Raw genomic sequence first — 18,149 nt, 5'->3', positions numbered from 1 at the left:
CGGTTCGACGTCCGTCGAAACGACCCTTCGCATTGTTTTTAGTGGTGGCCCGCACTGTCCTCCATATGGGACTCGACGAGGATTCACTGGACTACCACCGGACCGATCCACCCGGAAAGATCGAGATTTCGACGACGAAGCCGACGAATACACAGCGTGACCTCTCGCTCGCGTATTCGCCCGGCGTCGCCGCGCCGTGTATGGAAATCGACGAGGACGCCGACGAAGCCTACACTTACACTTCGAAAGGGAACCTCGTCGGTGTCGTCTCGAACGGGTCCGCCGTACTGGGGCTCGGTGACATCGGCGCACAGGCGTCCAAGCCCGTCATGGAGGGGAAAGGCGTCCTCTTCAAGCGGTTCGCGGACATCGACGTCTTCGACCTCGAACTCGACGAGTCCGATCCCCACAAGTTCGTCGAGGCCGTCAAGATGATGGAGCCGACGTTCGGCGGGATCAACCTGGAGGACATCAAGGCCCCCGAGTGTTTCACGATCGAGGAACGGCTCCGCGAGGAGATCGACATCCCGGTCTTCCACGACGACCAGCACGGGACCGCGATCATCTCCGGCGCGGCGCTGCTCAACGCCGCCGACATCGCCGACAAGGACCTCGAGGACCTCGAGATCGTCTTCTCCGGCGCGGGTGCGAGCGCAATCGCGACCGCGAAGTTCTACGTCTCGCTTGGCTGCAGGAAAGAGAACATCACGATGTGTGACTCCTCGGGGATCATCACCGAGGCCCGCGCCGAGCGTGGCGACGTCAACGAGTACAAACAACAGTTCGCCCGCGACGTGCCGGAGGGCGACCTCGCGGATGCGATGGAGGGAGCCGACGTTTTCGTCGGCCTGTCGATCGGCGGGATCGTCGACGGGGAGATGGTCCGGTCGATGGCCGAGGATCCGATCATCTTCGCGATGGCCAATCCCGACCCCGAGATCGGCTACGAGGAGGCCAAGGAGGCCCGCGACGACACCGTCATCATGGCGACGGGTCGGTCGGACTACCCGAACCAGGTCAACAACGTCCTCGGGTTCCCGTTCATCTTCCGCGGGGCGCTCGACGTCCGTGCAACCGAGATCAACGAGGCAATGAAAGTCGCCTGTGCCGAGGCGCTTGCGGACCTCGCCCGCCAGGACGTCCCCGACGCGGTCGTCAAGGCCTACGGCGACGAACCGCTCCAGTACGGTCCCGACTACATCATCCCCAAGCCGGTCGACCCGCGGGTGCTCTTCCGCGTTGCCCCGGCCGTCGCCGAAGCAGCGATGGAGTCCGGCGCCGCCCGAACCGAGATCGACCCCGACGCGTACGAGGAGGAACTCGAGGCCCGCCTCGGCAAGTCCCGCGAAATGATGCGGGTCGTTCTCAACAAGGCCAAGAGCGACCCCAAGACGGTCGCCCTGGCTGAGGGCGAAAACGAGAAGATGATCCGCGCGGCCTACCAGATCCAGGAGCAGGGGATCGCCGCTCCGATCCTCATCGGGGACGAAAGCGAGATCCGCCAGACTGCGGCGAACCTCGGACTGGACTTCGATCCGCAGGTCGCGGACCCCTCCGTCGGCGACTACGAGGAGTACGCCGCACGACTTCACGACCTCCGCCAGCGCAAGGGGATCACCCGGACCGAGGCCACCGATCTCATCGAGAACGACTCGAACTACTTCGGGAGCGTGATGGTCGAACAGGGCGACGCCGATGCCCTCCTGACCGGCCTCTCGCATCACTACCCCTCGGCACTGCGGCCGCCCCTGCAGGTCATCGGCACCGCAGACGACGTCGACTACGCCGCGGGTGTCTACATGCTGACGTTCAAGAACCGCGTCGTGTTCGTCGCGGACGCGACCGTCAACCAGGACCCCGACGAGGAAGTGCTCGCAGAGGTCACCAAACTGACCGGCGACCTCGCACGCCGGTTCAACGTCGAACCCCGCGCGGCCCTGCTGTCGTACTCGAACTTCGGCAGCGTCGACAACGAAGGCACCCGCAAACCGCGCCGCGCCGCGAGCATGCTGCAGGACGACCCCGAAGTCGACTTCCCGGTCGACGGCGAAATGCAGGCCGACACCGCCGTCGTCGAGGACATTCTCGAGGGAACCTACGGCTTCTCGGAACTCGACCAGCCCGCGAACGTGTTGGTCTTCCCGAACCTCGAGTCGGGTAACATCGGCTACAAACTGCTCCAGCGACTCGGCGGCGCGGACGCCATCGGTCCGATGCTCGTGGGCATGGACAAGCCGGTCCACGTGCTCCAGCGTGGCGACGAGGTCAAAGACATCGTGAACCTGGCGAGCGTGGCGGTCGTCGACGCCCAGCAGGACTGAGGACGTCGGCGGGCACCCGGCCGACCGCCGTCGAACATCGGGACCATTTTGAAGAACCGGTACGCGAGTTCCAGCAGACCCCCGCATGTCCGATCGATCCCCGACCTCGCGAACCGGAGACGGAACCGAGCGTAGCCGACGGCAGTTCATCCGTGCGGCCGGCGTCGCGTCGGCCGCCGGACTGGCCGGCTGTGCGACCCCGTGGACGTCGACCGACGGAGACGGATCCCCGTCCACGTCCATGTCCGACCGCGACGCGGCCGATACCGTCTCCGCGTACGCGAGCCACCCCGACGACGACGTGCGGATGTTCCAGCGCGGGCTTCGCCGACTCGGCTACTATCCCGACGAGGTCGTCCCGGACGAGGTCAGCGTCAACTGGTCGTTCCCGATCAACAACGTCGGTCACACCGCGGCCAAGTCCAGCCCCGTTCCGACGCCCGACGGCGACACGATGGTGATGGCGGGCGATACGGGCTGGGTTCACGGCGTCGAGCCGTCCGGTGAACCCCAATGGCTCACGGAGACCGGCGCGACCAAGCTCGGTTTCCACGGTTCTCCGGCTATCGTCGACGGAACCGCCTACATCGGGGGGTACGACGGCGACCTGTACGCGATCGACGTCGAGACGGGAGAACTCGTCTGGCGGACCCGCTCGAGCGAACTCGACGGCACGCTCGCGATCGGCTCGAGCCCCGCCTACTACGAGGGTACTCTCTACGTGATCGTCGAGTACGGGAGCCCGTCCTCCGGTGCACTCTGGACGTTCGACGCCGAAACCGGCGAACCGACCTGGAGCGACGATCGGATCTGGGGGCAGTCCCACCCATCGCCGACGATCGACCTCGAGACCGGGCGGATCTGCGCCGGGTCGAACGACGGCGCCGTCTACTGCTGGGAGTTCCCCTCCCTCGAGTTCGCCTGGAAGTTCCAGACCGGCGGCGAGGACGGACCCGACGGCGAATCGAAGGCGGACGGCGAGTTCAACCTCGGCGCGGAGATCAAAGGGACCATCGCGGCTCACGACGGCTACGGCTACTTCGGATCCTGGGACGAGCACTTCTACTGTCTGGACCTCGAGGACGGAACCGAGCAGTGGTCGTTCGAGACCGACGGCCGGATCATGGCGAACCCGGCGCTCGATCCGGAGGCGGACGTCGTCTACACCGGCAGCAACGACGGATACGTCTACGCCCTCGACTGCGACACCGGCGAGGAACTGTGGGCGACGGACGTCAACGGATCGATCATCGGGGCACTGACGGTCACCGCGGGATCGGTGCTGGTCGGCTCGTACGACTCGTATCTGTACGCGCTCGACGCCGAGACGGGAACCCGGCGGTGGCGCGTCGAGAACCGCGGCCACGTCACGAGCGCCCCGGTCCCCCACGACGGGCGGATCTACTACGCCGAACGCGGCGTCTTCTCGAACTACTGGGACGACGAGGAGGAGACGATCCTCGAGGAACCCGGCCACGCGTACTGTCTGGTTTCGGACGAGTGACTCGCTTCCTCCCACGGCTAAAGCCGGTGGGCTTCCGCGCTGTTACCGCTGTGACGCGTCCGGGGATCGCGACGACCGAAGCCGCAGTCGGAACCGGACCGGACCGGACCGCAACCGCCACGGCGGACCCCGAACGGGCCGTCGATCCGCCGGCGTGAAAGCGTGCATTCAAGTAGGCGCCGGGCTTTCTCCCGGATATGCAAGATCAGGGACGCTCTACGCGCAAGCGTACCGGCGGTCGACTGAAGAACGTTCGAAAGCGCCGAAAGAACGAACTCGGCCGACTCCCGACCGAGACGCAGGTCGGCGAGCCCCGGTTCCGGACCGTCGACGTTCGCGGGAACGATACCAAGACCCGCGCGCTGGCGACCAACGTCGCGAGCGTCAACAAAGGCGAGGAAACCGTCACGGCCGAGATCGAGGACGTCGTCGAGAACGAAGCCAACCCGAACTACGTCCGCCGAAACATCATCACGAAGGGCGCGGTCATCGAGACGTCCGAAGGCACGGCGCGCGTGACGTCCCGTCCCGGCCAGACCGGACAGGTCAACGCCGTCCTCGAAGCGGACGAGTAACGCCTCCCTTCCCCTTTTCCGACGTTCAGGGCCGCCCAGCCGACGGCTCGCTTCTCGAGGTGTCGTTCGGTTTCGCGGCGGTTCCGGCCGAACCGACGAACAAAACCCGATCCGTTCAGGTCGGAATGCGCGTCCGACGCTCGAACGCCGACGTCTTCCGGATCTCGTACTCCTCGAGCAGTGTGCGTTCGTCCGCTTCGAGGAACTCGGCGAGATCGGCCCGTTCGTACGCCGCCTCGTCGTCGAACTCGTTTTTCGCCTCGAGCTTGTTCCGGGCGGCTCTGGCATGGAGCCGGGCCAGTTCCCGGGCCTCGTAGCTGAACGTCTTCGCCTGTTCGGTCTCCGAGGCCTCGTAGGCCGCGTCGAATCGCTCGGCGGCTCGTTCGTACTCCTCGAGTGCACCCTCGAGGTCGCCGTTCGATCTGGCCTCTTCGGCAGCCTCGTACGCGTCGTCGCCCTTGATGTAGTAGTCGACCGCCTCCATATTCGCCGTCACACACCCGGCAAGGGAGAGAACGGTGGTGCCGGTCCACGCGAGAAACTGCCGCTTCGATAGCATGCGGATCACTTTCCACTACCCGCAAATCTACTTTCCGGCCCGGCGATTCACAGGTCGAATCGCCGACAGCTCTGTGCGACCCGCTCGAGGCGGGCTCAGGATCGCGGGCGAGGCGCTGCCTTCTGGAGCGCGGTTTCGGCGATGTTCCCGCCGTAGTCGGCGCTCCGGGACAGCGAGTCGACGATCAGCCCGAGCGACTGGGCCTGGACCGGCTCCTGCTCGCGGAGCATGTCGTCAATGTGACGTGTGTGTTCGTCGATCTCGAGGACCGCCTCGCGTGCGGCATGACCTAGGGCGTTTGCCTCGTCGGTCTCCTCGACGAACAGCGCGTCCATCGCCTTCTCGAGGACGTCGGCGGCGTCGTCTTGCAACGCGACGAGCGCCTCGGCGACGCTTTCGGGGATCTCCTCGAGTTTCAGCGCGAGCTGGCTGATCTTCGCGGCGTGGTCTGCGACGCGTTCCAGTTGGCGGGCACTCGAGTGGAAGTCGAAACAGTCCTCGCGGGAGACGCCGAGTTCCTCGGCCGCCCGCGGGGAGCGAAGCGTTGCCCGAAAGATCCGCGAGACCACGAGCCAGAGCCGGTCGACGTCGTCGTCGCGTTCGATGACGTCGTGAGCGATGTCGTCGTCGTTCTCGACCAGCGCCGTCACCGCGTCCTCGAGCATCGACGTCGCGATCAGGCGCATCCGGCGGACGGCGTTGACGATCGACAGCTCCGAAGAGTCGAGCAGATCCTGGATGACGACGCTGTCGGTCGTCTCCTCCAAGACTTCGACGCCGACCAGGCTCTGGGTTGCCGACCGAATCGCCCGCCGCTGGTCGGTCGTAATCCGGCCGGCCTCGAGTCGAATAATGTCGAAGCCGCTGACGTACATCGTCATCACGGCTCGCGTCAGACGTTCGCCCTCGAGATCCGAGACGTCGAGTGTCCCTTCCTCGCGTTCGCTCTCGCTGTGTGGTGTCAGCAGTAACGCTTCGTCCTCCGGGTACAGTTCCACCGTCGACCCGGAGCTGACGCCGTTCTCCGTCGCCCACTCCTTCGGGAGGGAGACAGTGTACGTCGATCCGCCCGTCACCTGTACCTTGCGCGTCTCCATGTCCGCGCGTTGACGGTCCGAACGTAAATCGGCTCCTATCTATAGACCCCCGATCCGACGGGTCGGTGACCGGTCGTCCAGTCAGGGAGACTCTGATTCGAGCGTTGCCGACCCGTTCTCCGTGCGACGGACGCGGCCCGATACGTAGTCCGCTCGAAACCGCCAGAGACGCCTGCCTCGAACGGGCTGTACGGTCCTCGCCTCGGCCCGGCTCGGCGATGGTGGCCGAGAAATACGTAGCGATATGTAGCCCACAGTTGGGAGACGTACCGCTCATAGCGGGCTACTTGTTCGCCGAGTTCGTTTCCCGAGTCAATGACGGAGCGTCTCCCGTCCTCGTACGGTCTCGAGACCAGCGCGAGCGACACGGTCCGAACCGCTCGAACGAATCCGGAACAGGTAACTGCCGGAGCCACAACGCCTAGGTACCTCGCATGACCGCGAACGGCGGCGGCCCAGGAACTGTATCGACGTCCGAGACCGGCCGTCCGGAATCCGGAATCGGGTCGGTTACCGACGAGGATTCTCGCCGCGACGCCGACCCGGCCGAGACGATCATCGAGTCGCGGGACCTGGACGTCTACTACGGCGACGACCAGGCGCTACAGAGTATCTCGATGGAAATCCCGGAACAGCAGGTGACGGCGCTGATCGGCCCGTCGGGCTGTGGGAAGTCGACGTTCCTGCGGTCGATCAACCGGATGAACGACCTCATCGACGTCGCCCGCGTCGAGGGCGACCTCTTCTTCCGCGGGAAAAACGTCTACGACGACGACGTCGATCCCGTCGCTCTGCGCCGGAAGATCGGCATGGTCTTCCAGAAACCCAACCCCTTCCCCAAGTCCATCTACGACAACGTCGCCTACGGCCTCCGCGTCCAGGGCGAAGACGACGGCGACCTCGACGAACAGGTCCACACCGCCCTCGAGCGGGCCGCCCTCCTCGACGAGGTCGAGGACCAACTCGAGACGAGCGGGCTAGACCTCTCCGGCGGGCAACAACAGCGCCTGTGCATCGCGCGAGCGATCGCACCGGACCCGGAAGTGATCCTGATGGATGAGCCGGCATCGGCGCTCGACCCCGTCGCGACCTCGAAGATCGAAGATCTGGTCGAGGAACTCGCCGAGGAGTACACGGTCATCATCGTCACGCACAACATGCAGCAGGCGGCCCGCATCTCGGACAAGACGGCCGTCTTCCTCACCGGCGGCCGCCTCGTCGAGTTCGACGACACGGACAAGATCTTCGAGAACCCCGAACACGACCGCGTCGAGGACTACATCACCGGCAAGTTCGGGTAACGCCGTCCTCGGTACGGTTCCGATCCGGCTACGTATCGTTACCTCGACGGACTGCGGGACCGGCGTTTCATCCGTCGAATACGACTGCAAGCGGAGGCTCTCCGTTTCCGTGATCGCTTTCCGAACGCGTTCGCCTTCTACGTACCCGTCACTCGAGCCCCTGGCCGGGCCAACGGCCTCGCGCTGATCGATCGATTCAGCGTCTTTTCTTCCCATAACGGGCAGTTCGTAGCCCATACCGAGAGATAACCGTTGGCTCCGTCTCGAGGTCGCGTTTTCCCATGTCTACGTACCACTATATATCCATCATAGTATGGTACTTATCCGGCAGTTGGCCATCCCCTAGTGATGTCGAAAGACTCCACTGGCGAACCGTCGTCCGGACTCGGACGGCGGAGTTTTTTGGCCGGGTCGGCCGCGGTGGCGTCGACCGGGCTCGCCGGCTGTGCCGGCACGCTCGCGGACAGGGCACGGGAGGTAAACGTCGCCGGGAGTTCGACCGTGTTCCCCATCACCGAGGTGGTCGCGTCCGAGTTCTCGAAGGAGCGAGACGACGTGACCGTCTCGATCAGTCAGACGGGGACCGGCGGCGGCTTCTCGAACTTCTTCTGCCCCGGAATGACGGATATCAACAACGCGAGCCGCGGAATCGCCGACGTCGAACGGGAACAGTGCGGAGAGAACGGAATCGATCCGATCGAGTTCACCGTCGCGACGGACGCGCTGACTGTCGTCGTGAGCCCGGACCTCGAGGAAGTCGACTGCCTCACCGTCGAGGAACTCCGGGAGCTCTGGCGCGAAGGCGGTGCCGATCGCTGGAGCGACGTCCGTGAGGAGTGGCCCGACGAAGAGATCGAGTTCTTCGGCGCGGACACGACCTCGGGGACCTTCGACTACTTCGCCGAGACGATCCTCGAGGAGGACGACACCCACCGGACCGACTACCACGCCACCGAACGTGATCGGACGATCGTCCAGGGGATCCAGGGCAACCGGTACGCCATGGGCTACTTCGGGTTCGCCTACTACGACGAGAACCCCGAGCAGGTAAAGGGCCTCGAGATCGACGACGGCGACGGCTGTGTCGGTCCATCGCTCGAAACGGCTCGCGAAGGCGAGTACACGCCGCTCTCGCGGCCGCTGTACATCTACGCCGCACGGGAGTCGCTGGAACGGCCCGAAGTGCGGGACTTCGTCCGGTTCTACCTCGAACGGAGTTCGACCGATCTCATCAACGAAGTCGGCTACGTCCCGGTCTCCGAGGAGGTACGCGACGAGAACCTCGAGAAGTTCGAGGAGGTCGTCGAGGAGGTGGTCGACGAATGAGTACTGACGCGCCCGATCTCACGAACGACGGCGCTCGCTCGTTCAGAGGCATCGCGTTCAAGACCTTCTTCGCGGTGTGTGCCTTCCTCTCGATTCTGACGACCCTGGCGATCATCGGCACGCTGCTGTACGACGCCGTCGACTTCTTCGCGGCCGTTCCCCCGCTCGAGTTCTTGACCGGGACCGAGTGGACACCCTCGAACGAAGTGTACGGTGTCTGGCCACTGATCTCCGGCACGCTGATCATTACCTTCGGCTCCGCCGCGATCGCCCTGCCGATCGGGCTGCTGACGGCGATCTACCTCTCGGAGTATGCCACCGAGCGGAGACGCGCGTACCTCAAGCCCGCGCTCGAGGTGCTCGCGGGTGTCCCGACAGTCGTCTACGGCTACTTCGCGCTCGTCTACGTGACGCCAGTACTCGACCGCATCCTCCCGCTGGGAACCTTCAACGCGCTGTCGGCGTCGATCATGGTCGGGATCATGATCATTCCGATGGTCTCCTCGATCAGCGAGGACGCGATGAGTTCGGTGCCGGACTCGCTGCGCCAGGCCAGTTACGGGCTCGGCGCGACGAAGTTCACCGTCTCGACGTCGGTCGTCGTCCCGGCCGCGCTGTCCGGGATCCTCTCGTCGTACATCCTCGCGCTCTCGCGGGCGATCGGCGAGACGATGATCGTCGCCATCGCTGCGGGGATGACCCCCCGGATGATCGACCTGACCGATCCCGGCGGGATGTTCCTCGAGTCGGTCCAGACGATGACCGCCGCGATGGTCCAGATCGGGGCCAGCGACGTCGTCGGACAGTCGACCGAGTACAAGAGCCTGTTCGCGGTCGGGTTGACGCTGTTCGTCATCACGTTCGCGATGAATCTCTTCAGCGAGTGGGTCTCCTCGCGCTACCGGGAGGTGTACCGCTAATGTCTTCGGAAACGGACTCGACAACGAAAACGGATCTCACTGACGCATCGGAATCGTCACGACAACCGTCGTTCGAACAGGTGAGTCGGACGAAAGACGTCGCGTTCCGCTGGCTCACGCTGGCGGCGGCGCTGGTCGGCATCGTCGCGCTCGCGGCGTTGCTCCTCAACGTGCTCGTCGACGCGCTGGCGATCTTCGACCCCGCGAACGGGCCGTGGGTCGACTGGCAGTTCCTCACGAACCCGCCGAGCTTCAGCAACCCGTACGACGCCGGCTTCTTCCCAGCGATCGTCGGCTCGATCGCGCTGATGATCCTGATCGCGCTGATCACCTTCCCGCTGGGCGTCGGCGCGGCGATCTACCTCGAGGAGTACGCAAGCGACGGGCCGCTGACCCGATTCATCCAGCTCAACATCGCGAACCTCGCCGGTGTCCCCTCGGTCGTCTACGGGCTGCTCGGGCTCGGCCTGTTCGTAGGGCTGCTCAATATCGGATTCGGGACGTTGCTGGTGGCCGGCTTCACCGTCTCCCTGCTCATCCTGCCGATCGTCATCATCTCGGCCCAGGAGGCGATCCGTTCGGTGCCCGACTCGCAGCGCCAGGCCAGCTACGGGATGGGCGCGACGAAGTGGCAGACGATCCGCAACGTCGTCCTCCCGCGAGCGATGCCCGGCATCCTGACAGGGACGATCCTCGCGCTCGGGCGGGCGATCGGCGAGACCGCGCCGCTTATCATGATCGGCGCACCCACGGCGGTCTTCGGCGTTCCGAACAGCCTCTTCAGCAAGATCAGCGCGATGCCCATGCAGATCTACACGTGGGCGGACCTCCCCGAGACGGAGTTCCAGTACGGCGTCGTCGCGGCCGGCGTGGTGACGCTGCTCGTCATCCTGCTGTCGATCAACTCGATCGCGATCGTCATCCGCAACCGATACCAGACCCAGGAGTGATCACCCGATGACCCAACGCACGACTACCCAGACTCCGACCGACCGTACCGACGACCGACCGACGAACGAGCAAGCGACGGACGCCGAACCCGCAACCGACCGTTCGGGTTCGGTCGCCGATCCAGTGATCGAGTCGCGGGACCTGGACGTCTACTACGGCGACGACCAGGCACTCCAGAACATCTCGTTCGAGATTCCGGAACAGCAGGTCACCGCGTTGATCGGCCCGTCGGGCTGTGGGAAGTCGACGTTCCTGCGGTCGATCAACCGGATGAACGACCTCATCGACGTCGCCCGCGTCGAGGGCGACCTCTTCTTCCGCGGGAAAAACGTCTACGACGACGACGTCGATCCCGTCGCTCTGCGCCGGAAGATCGGCATGGTCTTCCAGAAACCCAACCCCTTCCCCAAGTCCATCTACGACAACGTCGCCTACGGCCTCCGCGTCCAGGGCGAAGACGACGGCGACCTCGACGAACAGGTCCACACCGCCCTCGAGCGGGCCGCCCTCCTCGACGAGGTCGAAGGCCAGCTGGATACCAGCGGCCTCGAGCTGTCGGGCGGACAACAGCAGCGACTCTGTATCGCCCGTGCGATCGCACCGGACCCGGAAGTGATCCTGATGGACGAGCCGGCGTCGGCGCTCGACCCCGTCGCGACCTCGAAGATCGAAGATCTGGTCGAGGAACTCGCCGAGGAGTACACGGTCGTCATTGTCACGCACAACATGCAGCAGGCGGCCCGCATCTCGGACAAGACGGCCGTCTTCCTCACCGGCGGCCGCCTCGTCGAGTTCGACGACACGGACAAGATCTTCGAGAACCCCGAACACGACCGCGTCGAGGACTACATCACCGGCAAGTTCGGGTAACCCCGAAGATTCGGTTCGATCTACGGGCCGCCGGTTGACGGTCTCGGGTCCGTACGGCTCTATTGGGTGCGCACCGCTGTCACCTCGTTGTCACGGGCTACCACAAAGCATTACTGAGAAAAATCACAAGGCGGTGGTATGGCTGACCCGATTCGGGTCCTGCACGTCGACGACGATGCCGAATTCGCGGAGCTCGCGGCGACGTTTCTCGAGCGAGCGGACGATCGGCTCTCGGTCGTCACCGCGACGGACGTCGAGACGGGCCTGGATCGACTCGAGGCCGGCGGGATCGACTGCGTCGTCTCCGACTACGAGATGCCCGGTCGAAACGGTCTCGAGTTTCTCGAGGCCGTCCGAGCGGCGTATCCCGACTTGCCGTTCATCCTCTTTACCGCGCAAGGCACCGACGAGGTCGCAAGCGAGGCGATTTCGGCCGGCGCCACCGACTACTGTCGGAAGGAAACCGGGACCGCCCAGTACACAGTCCTCGCGAACCGGATCGAGAACGCGGTCGAACGGCGGCGAAGCGAGCGGGACGCAGATCGGTTTCGACGACGGTTGGCGGATCTCACCGAAAACATCCCGGACTGTGTCTGGATGTTCGACGCCGAGTGGGAGGAACTGGTGTTCGTCTCCGGCTACGAACGAGTCTGGGGACGCTCCCGGGAGGGCCTCGAGGACGACCCTCTGGACTTCCTGCAGGCCGTTCATCCGGCGGATCGGGACCTGGTCGAGGAGGTGATGGAAGCGGCCTCGAACGGCGAGGCGAACGACGTCGAGTACCGCATCCGCCGGAACGGGGAGACGGGCTGGGTCTGGGTGAAGTGCGAACCAGTCGTCGACGAGGAGGGGAACGTGGCCCGAATCGTCGGGTTCACCCGCGACATCACCGAGCGAAAGACCCAGGAACGGGAACTCGAGCGTCTCACCCGTCGCTACCGGGCCTATATCGAGAACGCGATGGACGTCATCACCGTCCTCGAAAAAGACGGAACGATATCGTACGAGAGTGCGGCCATCGAACGGGTGCTCGGCTACGAACCCGACGAACTGATCGGGGAGAACGCGTTCGAGTATATTCACCCCGACGACCGGGACCGAGTTCTGGAGACGTTCCGCTCGCTGACCGAGAAACCGGCCGACGCCGAACCCGACAGGAAGCGCATCGAATACCGGTTCCAGCACGCCGACGGCTCGTGGGTCTGGCTCGAGTCGGTCACCAGCGGCGTGATCGATACCGCCCTCGACGGCTACGTCGTCAACTCTCGAAAGATCTCGGAGCGCAAGGATCGCGAACGGACGCTGTCAGCGCTCCACGCCGCGGCCAGACGGATCGGCGGCGCGGACGAACCCGCGGCCGTCTACGAGGCGCTCACCGAGACGGCCGAACGGATCCTCGAGTTCGACCTCGTGGCGGTCGACGTCGAGCGGGACGGCCACCTGATCCAGGAGGCCTGGACGCTCGAGGTCGACGACCGCCAGTATCACGCCCGGACCTCACTAAAGGACGATACCTTCGCCACGAGGGCGTACAACCGCCAGGAGACGATCGTCGTCGACGACCTCCGCGAGAGCGAGATCACCCCGGCGGATCCGGAGTACCGCTCGGCACTGACGATCCCGATCGGCGAGTTCGGCACGTTCCAGACCGTCTCGAGCGACGTCGAGGCGTTCGACCGTCACGACCGCGAGTTCGCCGAACTCCTCGTCGGCCACGCGACGGTCAAACTCGCCCAACTGCAGGACAAGCGGGCGCTCCGCGAGCGAACCGACCAGCTAGAGCGACAGAACGAGCGGCTGGACGAGTTCGTCAGCGTCGTCTCCCACGACCTCCGTAACCCGGTTTCGGTCGCGAAGGGGAACCTCGAGTTGGCCCGTTCCGACGGACCAGAAACCGACGAGGAGCACCTCGAGGAAGTCGACTGGGCGCTCGACCGTATCGACGGACTGATCGAGGACCTGCTGTCGCTCGCGCGCAACGGGGAGGAGATCGGCGAACGGCAACGCATCGACCTCGAGTCACTGACCGAGCGCTGCTGGCGGAGCGTCGCCACGGCGGATGCGACCCTCGAGGTCGAGTGCGATCGGGAACTGGAGGCCGACGCCGGGCGACTCCAGCAACTCTTCGAGAACCTCGTCCGAAACGCGATCGATCACGGCGGTAACGACGTGACAGTCCGGATCGGCGATCTCGAGGACGAGGGGTTCTACATCGCCGACGACGGACCGGGAATTCCGGAATCCGATCGGGACAGCGTGTTCGACGTCGGCTACTCGACGTCCAGCGACGGAACCGGGTTCGGCCTGTACATCGTGAAACAGATCGTCGACGCCCACGGCTGGGACCTGCGCGTGACCGACAGCGCCGACGGCGGCGCCCGGTTCGAGATAACGGACGTGGAGTTCGCCGGCTAGCTCGCTTGACCCTCGACGAGGACCGACGACGCTCAGTCGTCGGTTTCGGTCGTCCGGTCGGGGTCGAGGTCCGTGCCGACGTCGGGTTCGGTCGGTCCCAGGGAACCGGTCTCGTAGCCCGCCCAGTCGAACCGTTCCTGGAGGCGGATCGCGACGTGGACCAGCGCCAGCAGGACCGGGACCTCGATCAGCGGGCCGACGACCGTCGCGAAGGCGACCCCGGAGCCGACGCCGAAGACGGCGACGGCGACCGCGATCGCGAGTTCGAAGTTGTTCGACGCGGCGGTAAAGCCGATCGCCGTCGTCGTCGAGTAGTCCGCACCGATACCACGGCCCATCGCGAAGCTTACCAGAAACATCACGACGAAGTAGATCGTCAGCGGGACTGCGATCCAGAGGACGTCGGTCGGCTGTGCGAGGATGTTGTCGCCCTGTGTGGCGAACATGACGACCACCGTAAACAGCAGTGCGATCAGGGTGAGCGGGCTAATTGTCGGGACGAACTCCTCGTTGTACCACTCCGCACCCCTGGTGCGAACCCCGCCCAGGCGGGTGAGGACGCCCGCGGCGAACGGAACGCCGAGGAAGAGCGCGATCGCGCGGAAGACCTGTTCGACGGTGATTTCGAACGCACCGATCCCAGCCACGAGAGCGTCCATTCCCAACAGTGGCGGGAGAAACAGTGCGAAGAACCAGACGTACACCCCGTAGGTGAGGATCTGAAACACGCTGTTGAACGCCACCAGCCCGGCGGCGTACTCGCTCGAGCCATCCGCAAGGTCGTTCCAGACGAGTACCATGGCGATACAGCGGGCCATGCCGATGAAGACCAGCCCGAGGAAGTACTCGGGATGAGCCGGAAACGGTGGGACCAGTCCGCTGAAGAATATCACCGCGAGCAGGAACATCAGGGTCGGACCGATGAGCCAGTTCTGGAGCAGGCTGAGACTGAGCACCCGCCACTTCCGGAAGACGGTCGGCAGCCGCCGGTAATCGACTTTCGCCAGCGGCGGGTACATCATCAGGATCAGCCCGATCTCGACGAGATGGTACTCCTGGATCGGCGCGACGACGCCGGGCGCGACGTAGCCGAGTCCGACGCCGACCGTCATCGCTGCGAAGATCCAGACGGTCAGGTACTTGTCGAGAACGTCCATCGACCGCGGATCACCGCAGTTCGGACAATCACAGTCCGGTCCGTGATCGTGCTCGTCGTCACCTTCGCGGCCGGTCATCGATGCCGCCCCGCCTTTCGGCCGGTCGTCAGTCCAGCGCGCTTTCCTGCCGATCCGACGCCTCGTGTCGTGTATATCGAGTTCATGGAACGAAATCTCCGTCTCCGGCGTCTCATTCGTCGGCCGCGATCGCCTCGAGCTGAATCCGGGCGTCGCCCGGCAGTTCACAGACTCCCTCCACCGTCCGCGGCGGGAATTCGCAGTCGAACCGCCCGACGTAGGCGTCGTCGACCCGCTGGCGAGTCTCCGCGTCCAGGTCCGTTATCGCGACCCTGACACGCACCAGATCCTCCAGGCCGAGGCCGTATCCCGCGAGGACCTCCTCGAGCCGATCGAGGCAGCGTTCGGTCTGGCGCTCGATCGGTTCCTCGCCGACGCGTCCGGCCGCGGCGGGGAGGACCCCCTCGAGAAAGAGGAGATCCGACCGCCCGGTTCGCTGGCCGAACGCGCCGGTCGAGTCCGTCGACTCGCGTTGCCGGCAGGCGGCGGAACTCGGTCGGCTTCTGTCGGTGCCAGGCCCCTCCTGTGATTCGTCCGGTTCGGTCCGTCGACCGACATTCGATTCAACCATAGCTCAAATGAGAAAGACCAGATATGTATATCTACTCATTCCTGAGAGTTAAATACGTGTTACAACGGCCCGTCTGGGGGCAGGGACGGAACGGTGAGCTAGACTGGGGTCAGATACGAATGAATGGTTCGTGTTCTGTATCGGCCCCGCAACGAGTCGGGACGGCCGGGCGACTACGATCGAGTACGGCTCCGACGGCGCGTCCCGTCCAGCGCGGTGACGAGGGCGATCGCTCGCTGTGTCGGCCCGTACTTGCGCCACTTCCCGTCTTTCTCCCGGGAGACCAGCCCCGCATCGTGGAGCTGGGAGAGCGCGTGACTGATCGCGCTCTGGCTGACGTCGAGCAACGGCGACAGTTCACAGACACAGAGTTCGCTATCGGCTTCGACCAGCAGCCGAACGATCCGGTACCGGGTCCCGTTCGCCAACGCGGAAAGGACTGTGACGTCGTGATCGAGCGTCGATCTCTCGACCGCATCGTCGAGGGACTCGAGTTCGTCGAGTCGCTTCTCGAGGTCGTCGTCGCGACACTCGCCCAGTTCGTCGGCCAGGTATCGCTCGAGCCGACCCGTAGCGTCGGTCATTGCCCCTCGTTTTAGCACCTGGTCAATTAATGCTTTCGCAGACGGAATCGCATCGAGACGGGTGGAACGGTCGCGAGAGCGGACCGCGACGAGGGCGACGACCGCCCCCGCCAAATACGGTGAGCACAAGCTATATTTCCGCCCGGGAAGGTGAATTGACCATGGCTCGGAAATCTTATCAGGAGCAACTCGCGGAACTCCGCGAGGACATCCTCTACATGAGCGAAGTCGTGATGGAACGGTTGCGGATGGGGCTCGACGCCCTAGAACAGAAAAACGAGGACCTCGCCCGGGAAGTGATCGAGGGCGACGGCGAGATCAATCGCATGTATCTCGACCTCGAACAGGAGTGTATCGACCTGCTCGCGCTTCAACAACCCGTCGCGAGCGACCTCCGATTTATCGCCGCCTCGTTCAAGATCATCACCGACCTCGAGCGGATCGGCGACCTCGCGGTCAATCTCGGGGAGTACACCCTCGACGCGACGCGGGATCTCTTCCCCGACGTCGACGTTCAGTCGATGGGCGAAATCACCCTCGAGATGGTCGAGGACGCGATGAACGCCTACGACACCGAAAACACCGACAGGTGTCGGGAACTCGCCGATCGCGACGACGACCTCGACGAACTCGCCGAACGGGCCAGCGAGATCGTCGTCCGGGACCTGATCGAGCGCGAACTCGAGGCCGCCGACGAGGTCGAACAGCTCCTCCAGGACGTCTCGCGGCTCCTGTTGACGGTCCGGGATCTTGAACGGGTCGGCGATCACGCGGTCAACATCGCCGCACGGACACTGTACATGGTCGAGAACGACGACGAGCTGATCTACTGACGAAAGACGGCTCCGTTACCTTCGGCTGACGAGGTTCGTTCGGCGCGCTCGAGCGGTCTCGAGCGAGAACTTAGGCGCGAGAACGGAGAACGACGCGTCCGGTCGAGTCGACCTCGACGCGGCGATTCGCATAGCTAAAGGAGACGCTCCCGCTCCGGTCCGGCGTTCCGGAGGAATCGAACAGCGAATCCAGCGCACCGGGATCGATCGCGTCGTATAGCGGGCCGTACTCCCGGGCGACGGCCGTTACGTCGTCTGTCCCGTCGTCCGCCGCGACCGCGGCGACGACGGCCTCGCTGAGCGGCCGGTCGTCGTCCCCTCGGTAGACGAATCGCCCGTCGTTCGGTTCCGGCTCCGTCGACAACTGTTCGGTACTCATGTTTTCAGGAACGGGAACGAACGGGGAAAGGAACCGGGTTGGCTGCTCAACCCTTCATATCGGGTCCGCTTTCTCGTATGGTGTGCTCCAGAAGGTTCGCCTGGCCCCGACGGAGCCGCGCGGACAGCGCCTGGTCCGAGATGCCGAGTTCGGTCGCCAGTTCCGAGAGGGTCGTTCCGCGCGGGACCTCGAAGTAGCCCGCCTCGAGCGCGGCCTCGAGGGCCTCCCATTGTCGGTTCGTGATGCCGTAGCGGTCGGTCGTCCAGTCGTCCTCGCGGTAGATGCGTTTGAGTCGGAGTTCGATCCCCCGGTTCGCACACTCCTCGCGGTACGAGAACAGGGCCGTACGGTTCGGTGCCCTCGCCCGGACGACCGTCGAGTCGGTAACGACGGCCTCGAGTAACACGACGTCGTGCTCGGCCGCGACGGGGTAGGTGAATCCCTCTTCCGCCTCCTCGGTCATGACGACGCTGTACAGCCGCCGCTCGTCGGCATCGTCCAGCAGGGAGACGCTCGCGACGTTCGGGTCGTCCGCCAGGGCGTCCCGCAACGACTCCAAGCCTTCGCCGGTCGCCCAGAAGAGGAGTTTCAGTCGGTCGGCGTCGGTGCGATAGATCTCCTCGAGTCGGATCCGTGCGGGAGCTGTCTCGACCGTGGCGAGTACCGGCGTCCGGAGTTCGTACTCGACGATCAGTGCCACGTGTTCGG

17 protein-coding genes are annotated in these 18,149 nt (G+C 64.8%); 10 read left to right on the top strand and 7 right to left on the bottom strand.

The genetic code is table 11. The features are described from left to right. Positions 1–65: 65 nt before the first annotated feature. From BM113_RS19135 to BM113_RS19125, 3 genes are all read left to right on the top strand, one after another. Positions 66–2,321 carry an NADP-dependent malic enzyme gene (locus BM113_RS19135; RefSeq protein ID WP_089789608.1) on the top strand — a complete coding sequence of 752 codons (2,256 nt, stop codon included), beginning with the start codon at positions 66–68 and terminating at the stop codon, positions 2,319–2,321. A gap of 85 nt (positions 2,322–2,406) precedes the next feature. Continuing rightward, positions 2,407–3,825, top strand: coding sequence for an outer membrane protein assembly factor BamB family protein (locus BM113_RS19130; protein WP_089789607.1), 1,419 nt, complete (start codon positions 2,407–2,409; stop codon positions 3,823–3,825). Positions 3,826–4,022: 197 nt separating this feature from the next. Further along, entirely contained in the window at positions 4,023–4,400 is a 378-nt protein-coding gene (locus BM113_RS19125) for a 30S ribosomal protein S8e (RefSeq protein ID WP_089789606.1), read from the top strand. A 115-nt stretch (positions 4,401–4,515) separates the two neighbouring features. Here BM113_RS19125 and BM113_RS19120 read toward each other — a convergent pair whose 3' ends face one another. Together BM113_RS19120 and BM113_RS19115 are read right to left on the bottom strand one after the other, a co-directional pair. After that, positions 4,516–4,959, bottom strand: coding sequence for a hypothetical protein (locus BM113_RS19120; RefSeq protein WP_245758112.1), 444 nt, complete (start codon positions 4,957–4,959; stop codon positions 4,516–4,518). A gap of 95 nt (positions 4,960–5,054) precedes the next feature. After that, positions 5,055–6,056: a phosphate signaling complex PhoU family protein gene (locus tag BM113_RS19115; RefSeq protein WP_089789604.1), complete on the bottom strand. Its 1,002-nt coding sequence runs from the start codon at positions 6,054–6,056 to the stop codon at positions 5,055–5,057. A 434-nt stretch (positions 6,057–6,490) separates the two neighbouring features. On the opposite strand from BM113_RS19115, the gene pstB (BM113_RS19110) reads away from it, so the two are divergent. The 6 genes from pstB (BM113_RS19110) to BM113_RS19085 all read left to right on the top strand — a co-directional run bounded on the left by pstB (BM113_RS19110) (position 6,491) and on the right by BM113_RS19085 (position 13,839). Then, positions 6,491–7,357, top strand: a complete 867-nt coding sequence (gene pstB / locus BM113_RS19110) for a phosphate ABC transporter ATP-binding protein PstB (protein ID WP_089789603.1) — start codon at positions 6,491–6,493, stop codon at positions 7,355–7,357. Between the two features lie 348 nt (positions 7,358–7,705). Next, positions 7,706–8,683, top strand: coding sequence for a PstS family phosphate ABC transporter substrate-binding protein (locus BM113_RS19105; RefSeq protein ID WP_089789602.1), 978 nt, complete (start codon positions 7,706–7,708; stop codon positions 8,681–8,683). Then, complete coding sequence (pstC, locus tag BM113_RS19100) at positions 8,680–9,603, top strand: phosphate ABC transporter permease subunit PstC (RefSeq protein ID WP_089789601.1); 924 nt, start codon at positions 8,680–8,682, stop codon at positions 9,601–9,603. Before BM113_RS19105 ends, pstC begins: the two co-directional genes overlap by 4 nt. Then, positions 9,603–10,553, top strand: a complete 951-nt coding sequence (gene pstA / locus BM113_RS19095; protein ID WP_089789600.1) for a phosphate ABC transporter permease PstA — start codon at positions 9,603–9,605, stop codon at positions 10,551–10,553. Before pstC ends, pstA begins: the two co-directional genes overlap by 1 nt. A gap of 7 nt (positions 10,554–10,560) precedes the next feature. Beyond that, positions 10,561–11,424 (top strand): phosphate ABC transporter ATP-binding protein PstB, encoded by an 864-nt coding sequence (pstB, locus tag BM113_RS19090; RefSeq protein ID WP_089789599.1) that lies wholly within the window; start codon positions 10,561–10,563, stop codon positions 11,422–11,424. A 138-nt stretch (positions 11,425–11,562) separates the two neighbouring features. Next, positions 11,563–13,839 carry a PAS domain S-box protein gene (locus tag BM113_RS19085; RefSeq protein ID WP_089789598.1) on the top strand — a complete coding sequence of 759 codons (2,277 nt, stop codon included), beginning with the start codon at positions 11,563–11,565 and terminating at the stop codon, positions 13,837–13,839. A 32-nt stretch (positions 13,840–13,871) separates the two neighbouring features. Here the strand turns inward: BM113_RS19085 and arsB are convergent, their stop codons facing one another. The 3 genes from arsB to BM113_RS19070 form a co-directional block, all read right to left on the bottom strand. Continuing rightward, complete coding sequence (arsB, locus tag BM113_RS19080) at positions 13,872–15,074, bottom strand: ACR3 family arsenite efflux transporter (protein ID WP_089789597.1); 1,203 nt, start codon at positions 15,072–15,074, stop codon at positions 13,872–13,874. A gap of 112 nt (positions 15,075–15,186) precedes the next feature. Continuing rightward, positions 15,187–15,645 carry a RidA family protein gene (locus tag BM113_RS19075; protein ID WP_089789596.1) on the bottom strand — a complete coding sequence of 153 codons (459 nt, stop codon included), beginning with the start codon at positions 15,643–15,645 and terminating at the stop codon, positions 15,187–15,189. A gap of 173 nt (positions 15,646–15,818) precedes the next feature. Further along, complete coding sequence (locus tag BM113_RS19070; RefSeq protein ID WP_089789595.1) at positions 15,819–16,229, bottom strand: ArsR/SmtB family transcription factor; 411 nt, start codon at positions 16,227–16,229, stop codon at positions 15,819–15,821. 161 nt (positions 16,230–16,390) lie between these two features. Here BM113_RS19070 and phoU point away from each other — a divergent pair, with 161 nt between their 5' ends. After that, positions 16,391–17,062, top strand: a complete 672-nt coding sequence (phoU, locus tag BM113_RS19065) for a phosphate signaling complex protein PhoU (RefSeq protein ID WP_089789594.1) — start codon at positions 16,391–16,393, stop codon at positions 17,060–17,062. 70 nt (positions 17,063–17,132) lie between these two features. On the opposite strand, the gene BM113_RS19060 is transcribed toward phoU, so the two are convergent. Together BM113_RS19060 and BM113_RS19055 are read right to left on the bottom strand one after the other, a co-directional pair. After that, entirely contained in the window at positions 17,133–17,441 is a 309-nt protein-coding gene (locus tag BM113_RS19060) for a HalOD1 output domain-containing protein (protein ID WP_089789593.1), read from the bottom strand. 46 nt (positions 17,442–17,487) lie between these two features. After that, positions 17,488–18,141, bottom strand: coding sequence for a helix-turn-helix domain-containing protein (locus tag BM113_RS19055; RefSeq protein ID WP_089789592.1), 654 nt, complete (start codon positions 18,139–18,141; stop codon positions 17,488–17,490). Between the last annotated feature and the right edge of the window lie 8 nt (positions 18,142–18,149).

The organism is Natronobacterium haloterrestre (assembly GCF_900112205.1).
Lineage (GTDB): Archaea > Halobacteriota > Halobacteria > Halobacteriales > Natrialbaceae > Natronobacterium > Natronobacterium haloterrestre.
The sequence above is the reverse complement of the archived record's forward strand: the minus strand, read 5'-3'. Positions and strand labels throughout refer to the sequence as shown.

Coding starts and splice junctions, on each gene's coding strand:
- pstB (WP_089789603.1), top strand. CDS start 6,491: ATGACCGCGAACGGCGGCGGCCCAGGAACTGTATCGACGTCCGAGACC.
- BM113_RS19085 (WP_089789598.1), top strand. CDS start 11,563: ATGGCTGACCCGATTCGGGTCCTGCACGTCGACGACGATGCCGAATTC.
- BM113_RS19060 (WP_089789593.1), bottom strand. CDS start 17,441: ATGAGTACCGAACAGTTGTCGACGGAGCCGGAACCGAACGACGGGCGA.
- pstC (WP_089789601.1), top strand. CDS start 8,680: ATGAGTACTGACGCGCCCGATCTCACGAACGACGGCGCTCGCTCGTTC.
- BM113_RS19125 (WP_089789606.1), top strand. CDS start 4,023: ATGCAAGATCAGGGACGCTCTACGCGCAAGCGTACCGGCGGTCGACTG.
- arsB (WP_089789597.1), bottom strand. CDS start 15,074: ATGACCGGCCGCGAAGGTGACGACGAGCACGATCACGGACCGGACTGT.
- BM113_RS19130 (WP_089789607.1), top strand. CDS start 2,407: ATGTCCGATCGATCCCCGACCTCGCGAACCGGAGACGGAACCGAGCGT.
- BM113_RS19075 (WP_089789596.1), bottom strand. CDS start 15,645: ATGGTTGAATCGAATGTCGGTCGACGGACCGAACCGGACGAATCACAG.
- BM113_RS19105 (WP_089789602.1), top strand. CDS start 7,706: ATGTCGAAAGACTCCACTGGCGAACCGTCGTCCGGACTCGGACGGCGG.
- pstA (WP_089789600.1), top strand. CDS start 9,603: ATGTCTTCGGAAACGGACTCGACAACGAAAACGGATCTCACTGACGCA.
- BM113_RS19115 (WP_089789604.1), bottom strand. CDS start 6,056: ATGGAGACGCGCAAGGTACAGGTGACGGGCGGATCGACGTACACTGTC.
- phoU (WP_089789594.1), top strand. CDS start 16,391: ATGGCTCGGAAATCTTATCAGGAGCAACTCGCGGAACTCCGCGAGGAC.
- pstB (WP_089789599.1), top strand. CDS start 10,561: ATGACCCAACGCACGACTACCCAGACTCCGACCGACCGTACCGACGAC.
- BM113_RS19120 (WP_245758112.1), bottom strand. CDS start 4,959: ATGCTATCGAAGCGGCAGTTTCTCGCGTGGACCGGCACCACCGTTCTC.
- BM113_RS19070 (WP_089789595.1), bottom strand. CDS start 16,229: ATGACCGACGCTACGGGTCGGCTCGAGCGATACCTGGCCGACGAACTG.
- BM113_RS19135 (WP_089789608.1), top strand. CDS start 66: ATGGGACTCGACGAGGATTCACTGGACTACCACCGGACCGATCCACCC.